This window comes from Streptomyces sp. TRM68367, from assembly GCF_014495685.1.
GTDB lineage: Bacteria > Actinomycetota > Actinomycetes > Streptomycetales > Streptomycetaceae > Streptomyces.
Genome location: NZ_JACTVI010000003.1, coordinates 200,950 through 221,888 on the forward strand (window position 1 = coordinate 200,950; position 20,939 = coordinate 221,888).

Genomic DNA, 20,939 nt, shown 5'->3' on the forward strand with positions numbered 1-20,939 from the left:
GTGCACCTGAATATTTCAGGTTGTCAAGTAAACGGGGTAGGCTGAGGCCATGGCCACTCCACACAGAACCCAGCGGCCCGACGCCCTGACCCTCGAGGTCGTGGAGCTCTTCGGCGAGGTCGTGGCCCGCTTCCACGCGGACTACGAGGAGGCGGCCGCGGATCACGCGCTGACCGGGGCGCAGGCGCGGCTGCTGAGTCTGCTGTCGCTGGAGCCGTTGCCCATGCGGAAACTGGCGCAGCGGCTGAAGTGCGAGCCGTCCAACGTCACGGGGATCGTGGACCGGTTGGAGTCCCGGGGCCTGGTGGAGCGGCGGCCCGATCCCGCCGACCGCCGGGTGAAGCTGGCCGCCGCCACCCCGGAGGGCCGCCGCGTCGCGAGCAGCCTCCGCGAGGGGCTGCACTTCGCCCGCGAGCCGCTCGCGGGGCTGTCGGCGCAGGAGCAGCTGGCGTTGCGGGATCTGCTGCACCGGATGCTGAACGCGTAGCGCCCGGATCCGCCGGTCTCCAGCACTCTCCGGCGCGCTGCCGGAGGAACAGCGGCCCGCGCCGCGCCCTCCGACAGCCCAGGACAAGGCCTCAGCCGCGTGTCTTGCCGAAGTAGCGGGCCCGCACCCGGTCGAGCAGGATCGCAAGGCCGAGGACCGCCCCCTGCACCACCTGTTCCCAGCCCGGCCCGACTGAGGGGTCGGCCACGTTCATCCTGCCGATCACCAGGATCCCGACCACGCCCCCCAGCACAGCGCCGGCGCTTCACTGGACCTGTGGGCCCAGCTCGACAACGCCTGCCAGCAGTGGAACATCGCGCCCTGACACGGGCGACAGCACGGTGACGGCCCGCCGGTCCTGCGGCGGGCCGTTCGTCAGGGAGAGGCTTTCACCCGCACCACCACAGGAAACGCTGGCACGTCTCCGAGGGCGCCGGTTCCGGGACCGGGTCCGGTTTCGGGGGGTTGGTCGCCGGGGGCTGTGTGGAGCCGCGGTTCGGCGGTGTGGGGCGGGGGGCCGGGCGGTCGGGGGACGTGCGCTGCGGGGGCGCCGGAGTCTTCTCGCCCGGGCTGGGCTCGTCCTGCCGGTTATTGTCGCCGGGGGACTTCGAGGGCGACGGCGGCCTGGAGGCGCCCGGCGACGGGGTGGTCCGGTCCGCGCCGCCCGCGCCGGTGCCCGACTCGTCGTCCACCGGTCGCGGCGTCTGCCCGTTCCCCGACGACGCGCCCCCGTCCGCCGAACCGTCCCCGGGAGCCGCCGGGGAATCCTTCGACCTCGGCGCGTCCATGCCGAGTTCGGCAAGGCTCAGCCCCCCGGCCGCCAGTACGAAACCGGCGGCGATCAGCAGGGTCCGCCGCCGGCGCCGTCGATGCGCCGCCGCTTTGCGATCGCGACGGCTCGCCCCCGCGCCCGCCGCACCGTCGGCCTCTCGACCGCGCCCACGCCCCCGGCCACCCCGACGCCGGGCAGCCCGGCCCGGCCGGCCTTCGCCGTCACCGCCGTGGGCGCCTTCATCACCATGGGCGCCCTCATCGCCGAATGCGCCCTCATCGCCGAATGCGGCTTCGTCGCCGTGGACGTCTTCGTCGCCGTGCGTGCCGCTGCCGCCGTGCACGCCGTCACCGTCGCGGGCGCCATCATCGTCACGGGCGCCGCCATCGCCGTACTCGCCGTCGTACGGGCCGTACCCGGCAGCCTCACCACCGTCGTACCGCCCGGCGTCCACCACCCCCGCGTCTCTTTGCGAAAGCACGCCACCCTCCCCCACGTGCGCGGAAAGCCCGTGGAGCCGTTCGGCCGGAGTGCCGCACCCAGGGCATGCCAGGGCGCCGTTGAGGTGCCGTTGGCACTGGTGGCAGTAGTCCATGACGCGGGAAGGTTAAGTTCCGGCCGGGTAACGTTCCTAGAGCCACCTGTGAATATTGTGTGGGAAACGCCCCTGACCCCGCCCGTCGCCCCAGCACCTACCCCGGCCCCGGCTTTCGAAAGTGTCGAAACCGTTACTCGTTCGACCCATTGACACTCCCGCCACCCCGTCCTTACTGTCACGCCAGCATTTCGAACGTGTGCCGAAATATCGAACACACCGAGACAGAAGCAACCGAGCCGACGACGAGCAGCAAGGGGCAACTGCCGTGCGCATCACCGGAATCAGCACACACGTGGTCGGGACGCCGTGGCGCAACCTGACGTACGTCCAGGTGCACACCGACGAGGGGATCACTGGAGTCGGCGAGACCCGGATGCTGGGCCACACCGACGCCCTCCTCGGCTACCTGAAGGAGGCCGAGGCCAACCACATTCTCGGCTCCGACCCGTTCGCTGTCGAGGACCTCGTCAAGCGCATGAAGTACGGCGACTACGGCCGCGCCGGCGAGATCGTCATGTCCGGTATCGCCGTGGTCGAGATGGCCTGCTGGGACATCAAGGGCAAGGCGCTCGGCGTGCCCGTCTGGCAGCTGCTGGGCGGCAAGGTCACCGACAAGGTCAAGGCGTACGCCAACGGCTGGTACACGACCGAGCGGACGCCGGATGCGTACCACAAGGCCGCCCGGACGGTCATGGAGCGCGGCTACCGGGCACTGAAGATCGACCCCTTCGGCACCGGCCACTTCGAACTGGACCACACGCAGAGCCGGTACGCCGTCTCCCTCATCGAGGCCGTGCGCGACGCCATCGGCCCCGAGGCCGAGTTGATGCTGGAGATGCACGGCCGCTTCTCCCCGGCTACCGCGGTCCGCCTGGCCAAGGAGCTGGCGCCGTTCAACCCGGCCTGGCTGGAGGAGCCGGTGCCGCCGGAGAACCTCAAGGCTCTCGAGAAGGTTGCGGCCAAGGTCGACATGCCGGTCGCCACCGGTGAGCGCATTCACGACCGCATCGAGTTCCGCGAGCTCTTCGAGAACCAGGCCGTGGACATCATCCAGCCGGACGTCGGCCACATCGGCGGCATCTGGGAGACCCGGAAGCTGGCCGCGACCGCCGAGACGCACTACATGCTGGTGGCGCCGCACAACGTCGGCGGCCCGGTGCTGACCGCCGCCTCCCTCCAGGTCGGCTTCACCTCCCCGAACTTCAAGATCCTCGAGCACTTCAATGACTTCGCGGACGCGGAGATCAAGAAGGTGGTCAAGGGCGCGCCGCAGGTGAACCCGGAGGACGGCTGCTTCCACCTGTCCGACGCCCCCGGCCTCGGCGTCGAGCTGGACGTCGACGCCGCGGCCGAGTTCCCGCAGCAGCAGGCCCGTTTCGACCTGTGGGCGGAAGGCTGGGAGCAGCGCAAGCCCAAGGGCTCGAAGTGAGTCCGGGGCGGCAGGCACGGGAGGCCATGTGAGCACCGCAGTCGTCATCGAGGCCCCGGGCGAGCACCGTCTCGTCCCGCACGAGCCCCGCGATCCCGGCGCCGGCGAGGCGCTGGTCCGCGTCCACGCCTCCGGCATCTGCGGCAGCGACCGCGAGGTCTACCAGGGCAACCGGCCCGAGGGCTACGTCCGCTACCCGCTCACGCCCGGCCACGAGTGGTCCGGGACGGTCGTGAAGGTCGGCGCCGGCATCCCGGAGTCCCTGGTCGGCCGGAAGGTGGTCGGCGAGGGCTTCCGGAACTGCCAGGTCTGCGACCGCTGCCACGCGGGCGACACGACCCTGTGCACGGCCGGGTACGAGGAGACCGGGTTCACCCAGCCGGGCGCCATGGCGACCACGCTGACCCTCCCGGCCCGCCTCCTGCACACGCTTCCGGACGACTGCGACCTGACCGCCGCCGCCCTGCTGGAGCCGGCCGCCTGCATCGCCGCCGCGGCGCTCAAGGCGAACGCCCGGCCCGGCGAGAAGGTGGCCGTGGTCGGTACCGGCACGCTCGGCATGTTCGCCGTGCAGTTCCTGAAGGCGAACTCCCCGGCCGAGCTGCTGGTGGTGGGCACCCGACGGGACCGGGAGGAGCTGTCGCGGCGTTACGGCGCCACCGACTTCCGGACCAAGGACGAGGCGCTCCCCGACGACTTCGACGTCGTGATCGAGACGGCCGGGTCCGCGGACGCGGCGCGCACCTCAGCCGCGCTGCTCAGGCGCGGCGGGCGGCTGGTCCTGACCGGCATCCCGGCGCCCGGCGCCGACGGGCTCGACCCCACCGATCTCGTCGTACGGCAGCTGGAGGTGCACACCGTCTTCGGTGCGCCGCCGGATGCCTGGGCGCACACGGTACGGGTGTTCGCCGCAGGGCTCCTCGATCCGCTGCCGCTGGTGACGCACGAGCTGCCGCTCGCCGAGTTCCCCGAGGCCATCGAGCTGGTCGGGTCCGGCGACCCGAAGGTGGGCAAGGTGCTGCTCCGCCCCTAAGACGTACGCCGGTACGGGGGCAACCTGACGGCCTCCGCACCGGCGTACTCCCAAGCCCTCCCGCGACCTGAGCGGCGAACCTCGTCCGAAATACCGAACAAGAAGGACTTCCTGTGACCGACGATTCCGCCACGGCAGCCCGCAGGCCCGGTGAGCCGGCGCTCACCGCCCTCGGTCTGGGCGCGCCCGCCCTGGACCCCGCCGACGCCTCGCCGCACTCCTTCCCCGGCGGCGGCCGCTGGCGCACCGAGATCCCCTCGTGCGAGGGTCCCGAGGCGCTGGCGGTGGTCCTGAAGGAGGCCTCCCGGCTGGACGTGCCGATCCACCGGATCAGCCAGGGCAGCGGCGTGTGGATGCTCACCGACACCGAGATCACCGAGATGGTCGAGGCGACCGGCGAGCGCGACATCGAGCTGTGCCTGTTCACCGGCCCGCGCGGCACGTGGGACATCGGCGGCTCGACCCGCACCGACTCGGGCGGCGCCGGGCTGCGTGTGCGCGGCCACGACGCGGTCGCCGGGTGCGTCGAAGACGCTGTCAGGGCAACGGAGTTGGGCGTCAAGTGCCTGCTCGTCGCCGACGAGGGCGTGCTGTGGACGCTGCACCGGGCGCGCATGGCTGGCATCATCCCGGCCGACACCACACTGAAGGTCTCGGCGCTCGTCGGGCCCGTCAACCCGGCCTCGTACGCGGTGTACGAGCGGCTCGGCGCCGACTCCGTCAACGTGCCCAGCGATCTGACGCTGGATCACCTCACCGAGATCCGCCGGGCGTCCGGCGCCCCCATGGACATGTACATCGAGGCCCCCGACGACCTCGGCGGCTATGTGCGGATGTACGAGGTCGCCGAGCTCATCAGGCGCGGCGCACCGCTCTACCTGAAGTTCGGCCTCTCGAAATCACCCGGAATCTACCCGTACGGCAACCACATGCGGGAGCTGACCCTGGCCACCGCCAAGGAACGGGTGCGGCGCGGACGGCTCGCTCTGGATCTTCTGGCGCGCCACGGCGCGGACGGCGACATGGCTCCGCTCGGCACGCGACTTCCGGGCGATCTGCAGCGGTTCGAAATTTCGTCATAACGTTCCGGAAACTCACCTTCACAGAAGAAGACACAGCCGCGCACAATCCCACACATCTCTTCTCGGTCTCCTCTCGGTCTTCCCCGGCAGGATCCATCGGAGCGAGTTCGCACCACAGACCGAGCCCTGCACACACATCAAGGATGATGACCATGCGTAACCGCAGAGCCGCTCTCGCCGCCATCGCCGGAGCCGCCTCCCTCGCCCTCACCCTGTCCGCCTGCGGCCAGAGCAGCGAGGGCGGCAGCGAGGAGAACTCGGGTGACGCCAAGGGCGGCACCATCGGCATCGCGATGCCGACCAAGTCCTCCGAGCGCTGGATCCTCGACGGCGCCCATGTGAAGAAGGACCTGGAGTCCAAGGGCTACAAGACCACGCTGGTCTACGGCGAGGACGACCCGGACCAGCAGGTCTCGCAGATCGAGAACCTGATCACCCAGGGCGTCAAGGCACTGATCGTCGCGGCCATCGACAACAAGTCGCTGAACAACGTGCTGCAGCAGGCCAAGGACGCCAACATCCCGGTGATCTCCTACGACCGCCTGATCCTCGGCACCGAGAACGTCGACTACTACGCGTCGTTCGACAACGAGAGGGTCGGCGAGCTCCAGGGCAGCTACATCGTCGAGAAGCTCGGCCTGAAGGACGGCAGCAAGAAGGGGCCGTTCAACATCGAGCTGTTCGCCGGCTCCAACGACGACAACAACACCCGCTACTTCTTCTCGGGCGCGATGAAGGTCCTGCAGCCCTACATCGACAAGAAGCAGCTCGTCGTCCGCTCGAAGCAGACCTCCCTCAACCAGGTCACCACCCTGCGCTGGGACGGCGGCACGGCCCAGAAGCGCATGGACGACATCCTGACCGGGTCCTACCGCAGCGAGCGGGTCGACGCGGTCCTCTCCCCCTACGACGGCATCTCCATCGGCATCCTGTCCTCGCTGAAGTCGGACGGCTACGGGACCAAGAGCAAGCCGCTGCCGATCGTCACCGGCCAGGACGCCGAGGTCGCCTCCCTGAAGTCGATCGAGTCGGGCCAGCAGACGCAGACCGTGTTCAAGGACACCCGCGAACTGGCCAAGGTGGCCTCGAACATGGTCGACGCGGTGCTGAACGACAAGAAGCCGGAAGTCAACGACACCAAGACCTACGACAACGGCGCGAAGGTCGTGCCCGCGTACCTGCTGACGCCGGTGAGCGTGGACAAGTCCAACTACCAGAAGGTCGTCATCGACTCGGGCTACCACAAGGCCAGCGACCTCAAGTAACCGCCGCACTCTAGGGATTGGAAGGCACGACCATGGCGGGACCCGTCCTGGAAATGCGCTCGATCGTCAAGACCTTTCCCGGCGTCAAGGCGCTGTCGGACGTCACGCTGACCGTCCAGCAGGGCGAGGTCCACGCCATCTGCGGGGAGAACGGTGCCGGCAAGTCGACCCTGATGAAGGTCCTCTCCGGCGTCCACCCGCACGGGACCTACGAGGGCGAGATCCTCTTCGAGGGAGGGGTCTGCGAGTTCAAGGACATCCGGGCGAGCGAGCAGCACGGCATCGTCATCATCCACCAGGAGCTGGCGCTGGTGCCGTATCTCTCCATCGCGGAGAACATCTTCCTCGGCAACGAGCACGCCAGCCGGGGGATCATCAGCTGGACCGAGACGCTCAAGCACGCCACCGAACTGCTGCGGCGGGTCGGTCTCAGCGATCACCCCGACACCCGCGTCGCCGACATCGGCGTGGGCAAGCAGCAGCTCGTGGAGATCGCGAAGGCGCTGTCGAAGAAGGTGAAGCTGCTCATCCTGGATGAGCCGACCGCCGCCCTGAACGACGAGGACAGCGGCAAACTCCTCGACCTGATCCTGGAGTTGAAGAAGCAGGGCATCACCTCGATCATCATCTCCCACAAGCTCAACGAGATCCGCAAGGTCGCCGACTCGGTGACCATCCTGCGCGACGGGCAGACCATCGAGACGCTCAACGTGAAGGCCGCGGAGACCACCGAGGACCGGATCATCAGCGGCATGGTCGGCCGCGACCTGGAGCACCGTTTCCCGGAGCGCAGCCCGCACGAGCCGGAGGAGGGGACCGCGCCCGCCCTGGAGATCCAGGGCTGGACCGTGCACCACCCGATCGACCAGCAGCGCAAGGTGGTCGACGACGTCTCGCTCCAGGTGCGCCGCGGCGAGATCGTCGGCATCGCGGGCCTCATGGGCGCCGGGCGCACCGAACTCGCGATGAGTGTCTTCGGACGGACGTACGGCCGGTACGCGGGCGGCACGGTCCTCAAGGACGGCAAGGAGATCCGTACGAAGTCCGTCCCTGAGGCGGTCAGGCACGGGATCGCGTACGTCACCGAGGACCGCAAGCACTACGGCCTCAACCTGATCGACACCATCGGCCGGAACATCTCGCTCAGCGCCCTGGGCAAGGTCGCCAAGCGCGGGGTGGTCGACGAGCACGAGGAGCGGCAGGTCGCCGAGGGCTTCCGCAAGTCCATGAACATCAAGGCGCCGACCGTCTTCGAGCCGGTGGGCAAGCTGTCCGGCGGCAACCAGCAGAAGGTCGTCCTCAGCAAGTGGATCTTCGCGGGTCCGGACGTGCTGATCCTGGACGAGCCGACGCGCGGCATCGACGTCGGCGCCAAGTACGAGATCTACACGGTCATCGACCAGCTGGCCGCCCAGGGCAAGGCGGTCGTCTTCATCTCCTCCGAGCTGCCCGAGCTGCTCGGCATGTGCGACCGCATCTACACGATGGCCGCGGGGCGGCTGACCGGTGAGTTCTCACGAGCGGAGGCCTCACAGGAATCGCTGATGCGTCAGATGACGAAGGACAAAGAGGTAACCCGATGAGCACGGATCTGACCGCCAAGACGCCGGCCCCCGCGCCGCCCGGCAAGGGAGGGGCGGGCGCGGGCGACGGTCTGCTGCAACTGCTGTTGGACGGTATGCGCCGCAACATGCGGCAGTACGGCATGCTGTTCGCGCTCGGCCTGATCGTGGCGCTGTTCGCGGTGTGGACCGACGGCGACCTGCTGCTGCCGCGCAACGTCTCCAACCTGGTGCTGCAGAACAGCTACATCCTCATCCTCGCGATGGGCATGATGCTGGTGATCATCGCGGGCCATATCGACCTGTCGGTCGGCTCGTTGACGGCGTTCATCGGATCGATGGCAGCCGTGTTCATGGTCAAGAACGACCTGCCATGGCCGGTCGCGGTGATCCTGTGCCTGGTCGTGGGCGCGATCGCGGGCGCGATCCAGGGGTTCTTCATCGCGTACGGCGGCATACCGTCGTTCATCGTGACCCTGGCAGGCATGCTGATCTGGCGCGGGCTCACCGAGATCTTCCTGGAGGGACAGACCCTCGGCCCGTTCCCGAAGGGCCTGCAGAAGATGGCCAACGGCTTCATGCCCGAGGTCGGCCCGAACACGAACTACCACAACCTCACCCTGTTGCTCGGCCTCGCGCTGATCGCGTTCGTGGTCTTCCAGGAGGTCCGCGACCGCCGTCGCCAGCAGGAGTTTTCCCTGGACGTCCTGCCGTTCAAGATGTTCCTGCTGAAGCTGGTCGCGCTCGCCGCCGCCGTGCTCGTCATCACGCTGCTGCTGGCCAGCTACAAGGGCGCCCCGATCGTCCTGCTGATCCTCGGCGTGCTGCTCGTCGGCTTCGGCTACGTCATGCGCAATGTGGTCATCGGCCGCCACATCTACGCGATCGGCGGCAACCTGCCCGCGGCCAAGCTGTCGGGTGTGAAGGACAAGAAGGTCACCTTCCTGGTCTTCCTCAACATGGGCATGCTCGCCGCGCTGGCCGGTCTGGTCTTCGCCGCCCGCTTCAACGCGGCCTCCCCCAAGGCCGGCCTCAACTTCGAGCTGGAGGCGATCGCGGCCTCGTTCATCGGCGGCGCGTCGATGAGCGGCGGCGTCGGCACCGTACTCGGCGCGATCATCGGCGGCCTGGTCCTGGGCGTGCTCAACAACGGTATGAACCTCGTCGGCATCGGCACCGACTGGCAGCAGGTCATCAAGGGGCTGGTGCTCCTGGCGGCGGTCGGATTCGACGTATGGAACAAGCGCAAGGTCGGTTCGTAAGTCAGTCTGGGCCCCGCCGGAAGGCGGGGCCCCTTCCTTAAGTGGAGCCGCACATGGATCTGAACAGACGCACGGTCATCGCGGGAGCCGCAGCGGCGGGCATCGCCGCCACCACACTCGGCGGCACGGCACACGCCACGGGAGGCAGGAAGCCGGTGAAGGAGCTCTTCGGCAAGCTGGCCGACGGCACGAAGGTCTACCGCTGGTCGCTGGAGAACGGCGGCACGCGCATGAAGGTGCTCACCTACGGCGGCATAGTCCAGTCCCTGGAGACCCCCGACCGCCGCGGCCGCTACACCAACATCTCCGCGGGCTTCGACAACATCGAGGACTACGTCGCCAAGAGCCCGTACTTCGGCGCCCTGATCGGCCGTTACGGCAACCGCATCGCCAAGGGCAAGTTCACCCTGGACGGCAAGTCGTACCAGCTGTCCGTCAACGACGGCGACAACAGCCTGCACGGCGGAGCCCAGGGCTTCGACAAGCGGGTGTGGGACGTCGAGCCGTTCACCAAGGGCCCGGACGTCGGCCTGCATCTGTACTACACGAGCGTCGACGGGGAGATGGGCTACCCGGGCACGCTCAAGGTGAAGGTGACGTACACGCTCACCGCGCGGGGCGACTGGCGGATCGACTACGAGGCCACCACCGACAAGGCCACGGTCGTCAACCTCACCAGCCACGTCTACTGGAACCTCGCCGGCGAGGGCAACGGCACGATCGAGGACCACGAGCTCCAGATCGCCGCCTCCCGCTACACGCCCACCGACTCGGGGCTGATCCCCACGGGCGAGCTCGCGAAGGTCGCCGGCACCCCCTTCGACTTCACCCGGGCCAAGGCCATCGGCCGTGACATCCGCGCCGGCCACCCGCAGCAGGTCATGGCCAAGGGCTACGACCACAACTGGGTCCTGGACAAGGGCATCACGTCCCGTCCCGAGCACATCGCGACGCTGCGCGACCGGGACTCCGGCCGCACCCTGAAGATCGCGACGAACGAGCCCGGTCTGCAGTTCTACTCGGGCAACTTCCTCGACGGCACCCTGCCCGGCACCTCCGGCCGGACCTACCGTCAGGGCGACGCCCTGTGCCTGGAGACGCAGCACTTCCCGGACTCGCCGAACCACGCGTCGTTCCCGTCGACCGTGCTGCGGCCAGGGGAGACGTACCGGACGACGACGATCCACACGTTCGGCTGCTGACGTTCAGGTTCGGCTGCTGACGTTCTCGATCCGTCACATGGTTTGAACGGCGTCACACCGGTCTCCGTATGTATGGGCGGCCCGCGCTCCCCCGCGCGGGCCGCTTCAAAACGGAGGTTCTCTTGGCTGACAACGTCACCTCGCTGTTCCGCAGCACTGCGGCGCACAGCCCGTCGATGGCGGCGCTGACACGGGAGAGCGACGGGGCCGGCCCGGTGGACTTCTGCATCCCCTGCAACCCTTACTTCCCCACCCCCGCCATGTTCGAGGACATGGCGGCCAGGCTGCGCGACATCATCACGCACTACCCGAGCAGCGCCGACACCATCACGTCCGAGCTGTGCAGCCTGCTCCAACTGCCGCCGCAGTGCGTGGCGATGGGCAACGGGTCGACCGAGTTGATCACCTGGATCGACCACCTCCTCGTCCGCGAGTCCCTCGCCATCCCCGTCCCCACCTTCGGCCGCTGGACCGACCAGCCGATGGAGACCGGCAAGCGGGTCGACATGTTCCCGCTCCAGGAGTCCAGCGGATTCGCCCTCGACCTCGCGCAGTACGCCGAGTTCATCCGGGCCAGGGGCACGCGGGTGGCGGTGATCTGCAACCCCAACAACCCCGACGGCGGCTTCCTGCACAAGCACTCCATCGTGCAGTTCATGGACGCGATGGCCGACCTGGACCTGGTCGTCATCGACGAGAGCTTCCTGGAGTTCGCGGACGCCGAGGCCGAACCCAGCGTCGTCCAGGAGGCGATGCTGCGCCCCAACGTCATCGTGCTGCGCAGCCTCGGCACGAACTTCGGCCTGCACGGCATACGCTTCGGCTACCTCGTCGCCAACCCGGCGCTCGCGGGCCGGGTCCGCTCCATGCTCCCGAAGTGGAACGTCAACTCCTTCGCGGAACACGTGGTGTTCATGCTCAAGGAGCACGGCGCCGAGTACGGGCAGAGCCTGACGCAGGTGCGCAAGGACCGCCTGGACATGGCCAGTCAGCTCTCCGCCCTGCCCGGCCTCACAGTCTATCCCTCGCAGGGCAACTTCCTCTTCGTGCGCCTCCCCGTGGGCGCCGAAGGCACCGTGGTCCGGGACCGGATGCTCACCGAGCACCGGATCCTGGTCCGCGAGTGCGGCAACAAGATCGGTTCGTCCAACCGCTTCCTGCGTCTCGTGGTGCGCCCCCAGGTGGATGTACGTCGCCTGGTGTCCGGCCTGGAACAGGTGCTGTACGGGACGTCCAGGAGGGGAGCCGCCGTGCCCGAGCTGGGCAACGGGACCAGCTACAGCTCGGGCACGGCGGCGGTGGACCGCCTGGTGAGCGAGACCAACGGGTCCGGCATGCGCGGCCTTGCCGCTCAAGCCGTCGGTGCCGGTGGCCCGGGGCTCGCCGCCGCCCCGGCCGCCGGCACCGGCATGCCGCTCCCCGCCGCCGCGTCCGCCTCCCCGGCGCCCGCGTACGGCGGGATGCCGGCGCCGGCGGCACCCCAACCGGCACCACAGCCGACCCCTCAGCCGACCCCGCAACCGGCACCACAGCCAACCCCTCAGCCGACCCCGCAACCGGCCCCCCAACCGGCACCGCAGCCAATGGCCCCGGCCGCGGCCCCGCCGCTGTCCCCAGCGGCCCAGGTTCCGAGGCCGGCGCCCGCACCCGCACCCGCACCCGCACCGATGCCCGCGCCCGCCGCGCCGATGCCGTCACCGGTGCAGCAGCCACGCCCCGCACCCCAGCCGGTACCGGCACCGCAGCCCTACCCGGCACCGCAGCCCGTGCCGGCCCCGGCCGCCGCGGCGGCCACCGGCCCCACCCCGCCCGGCGTCCCCGCCCGTGGCGGCCTGACGGCCGCCCAGGTCAGGGGCACCAACGGCCTCTCCCCGGCCCCGGCGACGGGCTGGCCGGGAACGCAGAGCTGGCCCAACGCGGCGGGGGCCTGACCGGCCCCGGGGCCTGCTCCACCCCGAACCCGGCGGCTGCCCCCGTTCCTGAGGACCGGCAGCCGTCCTCAATCCGCCTCAATCCGCGCGCGGGCGACTGAGCTCCAGGAACGGATGATCTCGGAGGCGGACGCCCGCACGCCCCGCAACCCCTTCCGGGTCCATGACTTCCCGGCCGCGCCCACATCGGCCCACTCGACCCCGCACCGGTGGCGGACGCGCCGGCGCCGGCCCCGCAGGGAGCGTCGCCGGCGGGTCCGCCACCGGATCGCCAGGCAGCCCGGAGTGTCAGGCGGGGCTCAGCCTCCACTGCTGGCAGGCGTTGTTCAGCCAGCTCCACTGCCGTACGTCGGCCCCGTCCCCGGTGGCGCAGTTCGCGACGTCGGCGACCTTGCCGGTGGCCTGGTTGACGACCCTGACGTAGCCGCCGTCGGTGGCCAGGAACCGGAAGCGCTGGCAGGTGTTGTTCAGCCACGACCACTGCCGCAGGTCGGCCCCGTCGGCGCTGGAGCAGTCCTGGGTGTCGAGCACCTTGCCGGTGGCGACGTTGACGAGCCGGTGGGTGTCGTCGCCCAGGTCCTCGAGGCGCCACCGCTGGTTGCTGCCGCCGTTGCACGCCCACTGCTGGACATTGGCCCCGTCGGAACCCGAACCACCGGCCACCTCAAGGCACTTGCCGCTGTTGCGGTTGCTGAGGGTGTAGGTGGTGGAGGCGCTGGCCGGCTCTCCCGAGGGCCCGGGCATGCTCGTCCCGAGCCGGACGGGCGTACCGAAGTCCGGCGTGCCGTCGGAGTTCCAGCCGAACTTCTGCGCCCGTGTCGTCCGCCCGTTGTCGCAGCCCTCGCTCGCGCTGTCGTTGGCGTGGTACACGATCCAGCTCTCGCGCCCGTCCGGCGAGGTGAAGAAGCCGTTGTGCCCCGGCCCGTACACCCCGTTGCCGTCACTGCGCTGGAAGACGGGCGTGGACTTCTTCGTCCAGGACGACGCCGACAGCGGGTTGGAGCCGGTGAGCTCCAGCTGGCCGAGCTTGTAGTCGGGGGTCCAGCAGCCGCTGGCGGAGTAGATGACGAACGTCCGGCCGCCCCGTTGCAGTACCTCCGCTCCCTCGTTGACGGTGCCGCCCTGCCGCTCCCAGGCATGCGTCGGCCGGGAGATCGTCGAGTACGAGCCGCTGACGGTATACGGGTTGGACATCGGCGCGATGACGAGGTTCTGCGTCCCCTCGGTGACCGCGCTGCCCATCATGTACAGCCGGCCGCCCACGTTCAGCACGCTCGGATCCAGCATCCACGCGCTGTTGAGCTGCCCCTTGTAGGTGTACGGCCCCATGGGATCGGAGCCGGCGCTCTCCAGCACGTGGCTGCGCTGCGTCGGGTTGTAGTCGGAGACGTTCTGCCCCGCGACGTAGTACAGGTACCAGCGGCCGCCCAGAAAGTGAAGCTCGGGCGCCCAGATGTTGCAGCACCGGGAGGCGGCGTCGCCCTTCCACACCTGCACGCTGGGCGCGGTGGAGAGCCCGGCGAGGGTGGCCGACTTGCGGATGGTGATGACGTCGGTCCAGCTCGTCGTCACCAGGTAGTAGTTGCCGTCGTGGTACGAGATCCAGGGGTCGGCGCCCTTGACTGCCTTCACCGGATTCGCGAACGAGGCCGCGCTCGCGGACGGCTGCCCGATCGACAGGGCGAGCAGCAGCGCGGCCAGCAGGGTCAGTAGGCGACGGGCCATCCGCTGCTCCAGTTCAGGAGGTTGATGCCCAGCTTGGGGGTGCCGTTGTCGTTGCCGTCGTAGTAGTGGTAGACGATCAGGTCCCCGTCGACGTCCTTCATGATCGACTGCCCGCCGGGCCCGATGACGTTCCCGTGGGATTCGAGAACGGGCGTCCCACCGTTGTTCCTCATATCGACGCCGTTCTTGTCGCGGTACGGCCCGGTGATGCTGCTGGCCCGCCCCACCTTGACCTTGTAGGTGGACCTGACCCCGTCGCAGCAGACGTCGTACGAGGCGAAGAGGTAGTAGGACCCGTTGCGCTTCACGATGAAGGGCGCCTCGACGGCCTTGGTGCCGGTCGGCCGGGAGGCGAGCGAGTAGCGGGTGGTGTTGGAGCTGAGCTGCTTCCCGTTGGACGGATTGATCTGGATCATCTTGATCCCGCTCCACCAACTCCCGAAGGACATCCACCACTTATCGTCGTCGTCGACGAAGAGATTCGGGTCGATGGCGTTGTAGTCACTCGACGACCTGGACGTGTAGACGGTCCCCTGATCGGTCCAGCTCCCCGGCTGCCCGGTGCTGGAGGTGGCGAGCCCGATGGCGGACGTGTTCGTCCCGAACTTGGAGACGGAGTAGTACATCAGGTACCTGCCGCCGTGATACGAGATGTCCGGCGCCCAGGCCTCCGGCACGGAGGAGTAGTTCCGCCACCAGCTCGGCCGGGAGGAGAAGGCGTCTCTGCCGTTTCTGAACGCGGTGCGGTCACCGGACGTCTTGTTGGAGATGCCGCCGCCGGTCGCGTACAGCAGGTACTGCCCGGACGAGGTACGCATCATCGTCGGGTCGTGGGTGACGATGTCCCCGGTGACGCGACCGGGGCTGGGGTACGCCGACGCCGTCGACGGAACGAGGGCCAGCAGGGCGGCGGCGGGAACGGCGAACAACGCGGTGCGCTTGCGGAACGTGCGGGAGGTGCGGCTCACGCGGGTCCTCCTTGCGGTGGGGGATGACATACCGTTGGTCGAGATACCGAACGGCGTACGCAAGTTCGAACGGAACGTAGAATCGAACTACTTGCGCGTCAATGGCCCGCGCAGCCCCAATCACCGATCAGCCGATGTCGACCCGGCCGGCAGGGGATCAAGGCGATCTCCCGATCCGGTGCCGGGGCCGGCGCTTTTGCCGGCCCCGGCCGTGTCCGGTCAGGTCTTCGGGCACTCCTTCCACGCCAGGTGGTACACCGTGCTGATGTCGCCGTCCGTCGAGTCCATGGTCATGAAGCTGACCTTGTCCGACGCCTGGTTGCCGGCGCTGACGCGGAGTTCGGTGTTGATGTTGAAGTTGCGCTGGACTCCGCAGGGGGCCCAGACCAGTTGGGCCCACTCGGTGCTGTCGGTGGCCTGCCAGTTGTCGTTGTAGGGGCCGGCGAAGGGGTGGCTCTTGTACGCCGTCTGGGACGAGCCCTGGAAGTAGTACGAGGCCCGCTGCGTGCCGGTCGCACCGGGCTGGAGTGCGGCGAAGCCGCGGTAGTCGGCGTCAGCGATGGCGTAGGTGAAGCCACCGGGGACGTGGACGATCAGGCTGAGCTGGCAGTTCTTGCGGAACGCCGTGGGATCGGAGCCGCCGCCCGCCTGGGCGAGGTAGTCGCTGTAGGTCACCGTGAAGGCGGTGTTGTCCTCGGAGACGGCGACGGCCGCGGTGCCCAGCGGGCAGCCCGAGCCGTTCACCGTGGCGACCTTGATGACGATCTTGTCCGGGGGCGGGTCGACGAACCCGGGGGACGGGGGTTGTGCGGGCAGTGCCGAGGTGAGGAGCGCGGCGATCGCGCCGCTCAGGAACAGGCCACCGGCCATGGTTCTCCCATCCGGTTCTGTGGGGGTGGTGATCGAGTCGAGTCGAGCAGTGACTGTTTTGTCATGCACATGCCAATAGCAGGCGTGCACATCGCCCCCGAGCCTGTGAACGGCATTTGGACGAGCTGTGAAGGCCGGGAGCGGTCGCAGCGTACGCAGTCGCCCGCCCGTCTGCCAGGTCGAACTTCGGCCAATTCACACGGCGACACAGCGACCGGTTCACCCGACGACCGGCGCCGCGGACGGAGACGTTCGGGCCGACCACCGCGCGGATGACGTCCGCCATGATCTGCGAGGCCTCGCGCGCCAGCCGGTAACCGCCGCCCCGCCGCGGCGGCGGCTGCCGATATGACCATTGTGGGGTTCGGCCTGTAGACAATGGGCCAGCACCATCTCCGTGGTCACGGGCGGACGCCGCTGTCACGGACGCTCGCCGTCGTCCCGCAGGATGGTTCTTGTCACGCGCGATCGTGATCGTCACTCGCGATCGCTGACGTCACGCACATCGGCCTCGTTGTGCAGTGGAACGGACAGAACAGGCACTACAGGAGGCGCTCCCTTGGAGCTCAGCAGGCGTACCTTCAGCGCCCTCGCCGGCACCGCGGCGCTCGGTCTCGCGCTGACCGGCAGCGGCGGAGTGCCGTCCCGCGCGCACGGGGCGCGCACCGCGCCGACCGGCCCGCCGCCCGCCCCGCCGAGCGCGGACGGGGCCCGGCACGTGGTCGACTTCGACCGGTACTCACTGCTGGTCGACGGCAGGCGCCTGGCACTGTGGTCGGGCGAGATGCATCCGTTCCGGCTGCCGAGCCCGTCCCTGTGGCGGGACGTGCTGCAGAAGATGCGGGCGCACGGCTTCAACGCGGTCAGCGTCCACGTCTCGTGGAACTACCACTCCCCCGCCCCCGGCCGGTACGACTTCTCCGGCGTCCGCGATCTGGACCTGTTCCTGCGGACGGCCGCCGAGACGGGCCTGTACGTCGTGCTGCGGCCCGGCCCGTACATCAACGGCGAGGTCGACGGGGGCGGCTTCCCGGGCTGGCTGACCGCCACGCGGGGGCATGCGCGGACCGCCGACCCGACGTATCTGCGGTACGTGGACGAGTGGCTGACGGCCGTCGACGAGATCGCCGTCCGGCATCAGTTCACGCGCGGCACGGGCACGGTGCTGCTGTACCAGATCGAGAACGAGTACGCCGCGTACGTCGACGAGCCGACGGGACGGGAGTACATGGCCCACCTGTACGGCAAGGTGCGCGCCGACGGCATCGACGTACCGCTGTTCCACAACGACAAGGGCAGGAACGGGTACTGGGTGCCGGGGTCGTTCAGCACCGGCGGCGGGAAGGGGCGGTGGCTGTACGGGTTCGACGGGTATCCGTCGCCCGACGAGGTGCCGCCGGACTGGGGGTACTTCGGGCCCGGCGGCCCCAGGGGCGGGGCCAGTGCCAGTCCGCGGACGCCGGGATTCATGCCGGAGTTCGGCGGTGGCTGGTTCGACGCGTGGGGCGGGGCCACGTTCGACGGCAAGGGTTACGCGCAGGCGCGGCGGACCCGGGACGCGGCGTACGAGCGGCGTTTCTGCCTCACCAACCTCGCCAACGGGATCACGCTGCACAACACCTACATGACCTTCGGCGGCACGTCGTGGGGCTGGCTGCCGGCGCCGGCGGTCTACACGTCGTACGACTACGGCGCCGCCATCGACGAGGCCCGCAACGCCACCCCCAAGCTGGCGCCGATGCACCAGATCGGGCAGATGCTGCGGTACGTGCCCGACCTCGCCAAGCTGGACCGGGCCAAGGGCGTGCGGGTGTCGGACGAGGGGCTGAAGGTGTATCACCTGACAAATCCCGACACCGGCTCGCATGTGTACGTCGTGCGCAACGACTCCGACGGGGAGGTCACCACGACGCTGCCGGGCACCGGGATCGACGTGCCGGTCACCGTGCCGCCGCGGGACGCCACACTGATGACCACCGATCTGGAGCTGGGGCACCGGAAGCTGGCGTACTCGACCGTGCAGCCCATGGTGTCGATGCCCGTCGGCCGGCAGGACATCGCCGTGTTCACGGGGCGGCGCGGCGAGATGGCGCGGGTCGTGCTGGACTGTCCGGGCGAGCCGCACGCCACCCGCCTGGACGCGGAGCCGGCCTGGGTGTACGAGGACGGGCTGCTGCGGGTGAACGCGCCGCTCGGCGCCGGCGGGCTGTCCCGGGTGCTGGTGGAGAGCCCCGACGTCGACACGCCGATGCTGCTGCTGTTCACGGACGACGCGGGCGCGCTGCGGATGTGGCCGTACGAGACCCCGTCCGGACCGCTCCTCGTCTACGGCCCGGCGCTGCTGCGCTCGGCCACGCTGAGCGGCGCCACCGTGCATCTGGCCGGGGACACGATCGGCGAGACCGGCCTCGAGGTGTGGGCGCCGCGCGGCATCACGCACGTCACCTGGAACGGGCGCCCGGTGCGCACGAGGCTCACCCGCGCAGGCAGCCTGGTGATCGTGGGGGTGCTGCCCGGTGTGCCGCGGCCGGCGCTGCCCGCGCTGGACGGCTGGCGGCGGCGGACCGAGAACCCGGAGTCGGCGCCGGACTTCGACGACTCGGACTGGACGGTCGCCGACAGGACCACCTCGTTCAGCACCACGCGCGTGCCCGACGGGCAGCCGGTGCTGTTCGCCGACGACTACGGCTTCCACTACGGCGACGTCTGGTACCGGGGTCGGCTCACGGACGCGCGGGACATGGAGTCGGTGTCCCTCGCCTACAGCACCGGCACGCAGGGGCTGTTGATGGCCTGGCTGGACGGGCGCCCGCTGGGCACACACCGGATGCCGGTGCCGGACAAGGACTCGGTGGGGCAGGGCACGTGGACCGCCACGGCCGCCTTCGCCGTGCCGGAGAGGCTGCGCGAGCGGGACACGCACGTGCTGTCCGTGCTCGTCCGGCGCATGCAGCACGACCAGGACGGCGGCGCGCGCGACACGCACAAGGCGGCGCGCGGGCTGACGGAGGCCACGTTCAAGGGGGCGTCTGCGAAGGTGAGTTGGCGGCTGCAGGGCGCCGGGGCGCCCGACCCGGTGCGCGGGCCGCTGAACAACGGCGGGCTGTACGGGGAGCGGGAGGGCTGGCACCTGCCGGACCACGACGACGACGGCTGGGACGCCGTGGAGTTCCCGCGCGCCGGCCGGCGGCAGGGGGTGGCCTGGTACCGGACGGCCTTCCGGCTGGGCGTCGATCCGGGCGTCGACGCCTCGGTCGGGCTCACCCTCGACGACGACCCGGACCGCGCCTACCGCGTCCAGATCTTCCTGAACGGCTGGAACATGGGCCAGTACATCAACGACGTGGGCCCGCAGCACACCTTCGTCCTGCCGAACGGGATCCTCCGCACCCGTGGCCGCAACACCCTGGCCCTGGCCGTCCTGTCCGACGGGAGCACTCCGTCGGGTCCGCGGGACGTACGGCTGACGCTGCTGGGCGCGGCGGCGGGCGGGGTGCCGGTGGAGCCGGTGGACGACTAGACGCGTCCAGAACGTCCCGCTCCATTGCCTTCTGCTGCGTCCTGCTCCACCGTGGTGCCTCCGCAGACCGCCGAACAGGCGAACAGGCGAACAGGCGAACGGGGAGGGGAATGACGTGCGAAGACGGCGTTTCATCAGCGGATTAGCGGGGGCGGGGGCCGGACTGGGGCTGGCCTCGACGAGCGGCGGACCGGCCGCAGCGGTTCCGGTCACCGCCGGGCGGCCCCGAACCGGCCCCCATGACTGGCAGGCCGTCCCGGCGCCCGAGTGCACCCCGGCCGCCCTTCTGCTGGACGTGGCCGCCGCCGGGCCCGGCCTGGCCTGGGCCGTGGGCGAGGAGGGCCGCAACGGTGCCACGAGGGGCACACCGGTGGCCCTGCGCTGGGACGGCACGGCGTGGACGCGCACGAGCGCCGGCTCCGGCGCGCCGCTCCACTCCGTCGCCGCCGCGCCGGACGGCACCGCGTGGGCCGTGGGCGGCAACCGGCTGCTCTCCTGGGACGGACAGGCCTGGCAGGAGGCCGACTTCCCCGGCCGCGGGGCGTCCGGCACCTCGCTCACCGGGGTCACGACCGGACCCCGCGGCCACGTGTGGCTGTCCGGCCGCAACAGTGACGGATGCGTGCTGCTGCACGGCCACCGCGGCCGCTGGACGTGGGTGGACCGGCCCCCGAGCGGTACGACCGCCACACCCTCGGGCGTGACGCGGACGCCGTGCGGTGACGTCTGGGTCTACGGCGTCGGCATCGTCGCCCGCTGGAACGGCGACGCATGGACCGAACTGCCCGGCTACCAGGGCCTCCGCGCCTCGGTCACCGGGCTGCTGCCGGTTGCCGACGACGACCTGTGGCTCATCGGCTACGACTACGGAGTGGGCGGACCACCCGGCAAGCCCCCGGGCGTCCTGCTGCTGCACGGCGACGGCAGCACGTGGGAGAGCGCACCCACCCGCCCGTTCGGCGTCGGCATGCTCACGGGGATCGTCGGCGACGCGCAGGGGCAGCCCGACCGTATCTCCGGGTGGGACTTCTGGGACCAGAACCGAGCCCACTACCTCCGGTGGGAGAACGGGACGTGGGTGAGCGAGCGCGGCCCGGCCGCCGAGACCCCCGTGCTGATCCACTCCCTTGCGGGCGTGCCGGGTTCACCGGGCGCCTACTGGGCGGCCGGCATGACGACCTCGTCGCCGTATCCGCCCGCCCAGGTGCGCATCGAACGCTGACCGGTCCGGCC

The 20,939-nt window shown here is 69.9% G+C and carries 16 protein-coding genes; 12 read left to right on the plus strand and 4 right to left on the minus strand.

Annotated elements, in window-relative coordinates; all coding sequences use genetic code 11:
* The first annotated feature begins 49 nt into the window (after nt 1–49).
* Nucleotides 50–487: a MarR family winged helix-turn-helix transcriptional regulator gene (locus H8R17_RS03745; protein ID WP_187821668.1), complete on the plus strand. Its 438-nt coding sequence runs from the start codon at nt 50–52 to the stop codon at nt 485–487.
* 91 nt (nt 488–578) lie between these two features.
* On the opposite strand, the gene H8R17_RS03750 is transcribed toward H8R17_RS03745, so the two are convergent.
* Complete coding sequence (locus H8R17_RS03750; RefSeq protein ID WP_262504984.1) at nt 579–728, minus strand: hypothetical protein; 150 nt, start codon at nt 726–728, stop codon at nt 579–581.
* A 628-nt stretch (nt 729–1,356) separates the two neighbouring features.
* Between H8R17_RS03750 and H8R17_RS03755 the strand changes: the two genes are divergently transcribed.
* The 9 genes from H8R17_RS03755 (at nt 1,357) to H8R17_RS03795 (ending at nt 12,623) form a co-directional block, all read left to right on the plus strand.
* Nucleotides 1,357–2,007, plus strand: a complete 651-nt coding sequence (locus tag H8R17_RS03755) for a hypothetical protein (RefSeq protein WP_187821729.1) — start codon at nt 1,357–1,359, stop codon at nt 2,005–2,007.
* 115 nt (nt 2,008–2,122) lie between these two features.
* Nucleotides 2,123–3,286 (plus strand): mandelate racemase/muconate lactonizing enzyme family protein, encoded by a 1,164-nt coding sequence (locus H8R17_RS03760; protein ID WP_187821669.1) that lies wholly within the window; start codon nt 2,123–2,125, stop codon nt 3,284–3,286.
* Between the two features lie 28 nt (nt 3,287–3,314).
* The gene (locus H8R17_RS03765; RefSeq protein ID WP_187821670.1) at nt 3,315–4,319 is read left to right on the plus strand and encodes an alcohol dehydrogenase catalytic domain-containing protein; all 1,005 of its coding nucleotides are present in this window, start codon (nt 3,315–3,317) and stop codon (nt 4,317–4,319) included.
* A 113-nt stretch (nt 4,320–4,432) separates the two neighbouring features.
* Nucleotides 4,433–5,401, plus strand: coding sequence for a hypothetical protein (locus tag H8R17_RS03770; RefSeq protein WP_187821671.1), 969 nt, complete (start codon nt 4,433–4,435; stop codon nt 5,399–5,401).
* A 152-nt stretch (nt 5,402–5,553) separates the two neighbouring features.
* Nucleotides 5,554–6,666 carry a multiple monosaccharide ABC transporter substrate-binding protein gene (chvE, locus tag H8R17_RS03775; RefSeq protein ID WP_187821672.1) on the plus strand — a complete coding sequence of 371 codons (1,113 nt, stop codon included), beginning with the start codon at nt 5,554–5,556 and terminating at the stop codon, nt 6,664–6,666.
* Nucleotides 6,667–6,698: 32 nt separating this feature from the next.
* A complete protein-coding gene (gene mmsA / locus H8R17_RS03780) occupies nt 6,699–8,249 on the plus strand; it encodes a multiple monosaccharide ABC transporter ATP-binding protein (protein ID WP_187821673.1) in 1,551 nt (516 codons plus the stop codon).
* Nucleotides 8,246–9,490 (plus strand): multiple monosaccharide ABC transporter permease, encoded by a 1,245-nt coding sequence (mmsB, locus tag H8R17_RS03785; RefSeq protein ID WP_187821674.1) that lies wholly within the window; start codon nt 8,246–8,248, stop codon nt 9,488–9,490. The genes mmsA and mmsB overlap by 4 nt, the downstream gene beginning before the upstream one ends.
* Before the next feature lie 53 nt (nt 9,491–9,543).
* Nucleotides 9,544–10,692 carry an aldose epimerase family protein gene (locus H8R17_RS03790; RefSeq protein WP_187821675.1) on the plus strand — a complete coding sequence of 383 codons (1,149 nt, stop codon included), beginning with the start codon at nt 9,544–9,546 and terminating at the stop codon, nt 10,690–10,692.
* Nucleotides 10,693–10,814: 122 nt separating this feature from the next.
* The gene (locus tag H8R17_RS03795) at nt 10,815–12,623 is read left to right on the plus strand and encodes a histidinol-phosphate transaminase (RefSeq protein WP_187821676.1); all 1,809 of its coding nucleotides are present in this window, start codon (nt 10,815–10,817) and stop codon (nt 12,621–12,623) included.
* Between the two features lie 288 nt (nt 12,624–12,911).
* On the opposite strand, the gene H8R17_RS03800 is transcribed toward H8R17_RS03795, so the two are convergent.
* The 3 genes from H8R17_RS03800 to H8R17_RS03810 form a co-directional block, all read right to left on the minus strand.
* On the minus strand, nt 12,912–14,348 hold the full coding sequence (locus H8R17_RS03800) for a family 43 glycosylhydrolase (RefSeq protein WP_187821677.1): 1,437 nt from the start codon (nt 14,346–14,348) through the stop codon (nt 12,912–12,914).
* Nucleotides 14,330–15,316, minus strand: coding sequence for an arabinan endo-1,5-alpha-L-arabinosidase (locus H8R17_RS03805; RefSeq protein WP_316959299.1), 987 nt, complete (start codon nt 15,314–15,316; stop codon nt 14,330–14,332). The genes H8R17_RS03800 and H8R17_RS03805 overlap by 19 nt, the downstream gene beginning before the upstream one ends.
* A gap of 219 nt (nt 15,317–15,535) precedes the next feature.
* Nucleotides 15,536–16,186 carry a DUF4360 domain-containing protein gene (locus tag H8R17_RS03810; protein WP_187821679.1) on the minus strand — a complete coding sequence of 217 codons (651 nt, stop codon included), beginning with the start codon at nt 16,184–16,186 and terminating at the stop codon, nt 15,536–15,538.
* Nucleotides 16,187–16,745: 559 nt separating this feature from the next.
* On the opposite strand from H8R17_RS03810, the gene H8R17_RS03815 reads away from it, so the two are divergent.
* Together H8R17_RS03815 and H8R17_RS03820 are read left to right on the plus strand one after the other, a co-directional pair.
* The gene (locus H8R17_RS03815; RefSeq protein WP_187821680.1) at nt 16,746–19,706 is read left to right on the plus strand and encodes a beta-galactosidase; all 2,961 of its coding nucleotides are present in this window, start codon (nt 16,746–16,748) and stop codon (nt 19,704–19,706) included.
* Nucleotides 19,707–19,821: 115 nt separating this feature from the next.
* Entirely contained in the window at nt 19,822–20,928 is a 1,107-nt protein-coding gene (locus H8R17_RS03820) for a hypothetical protein (RefSeq protein WP_316959300.1), read from the plus strand.
* Nucleotides 20,929–20,939 lie beyond the last annotated feature (11 nt).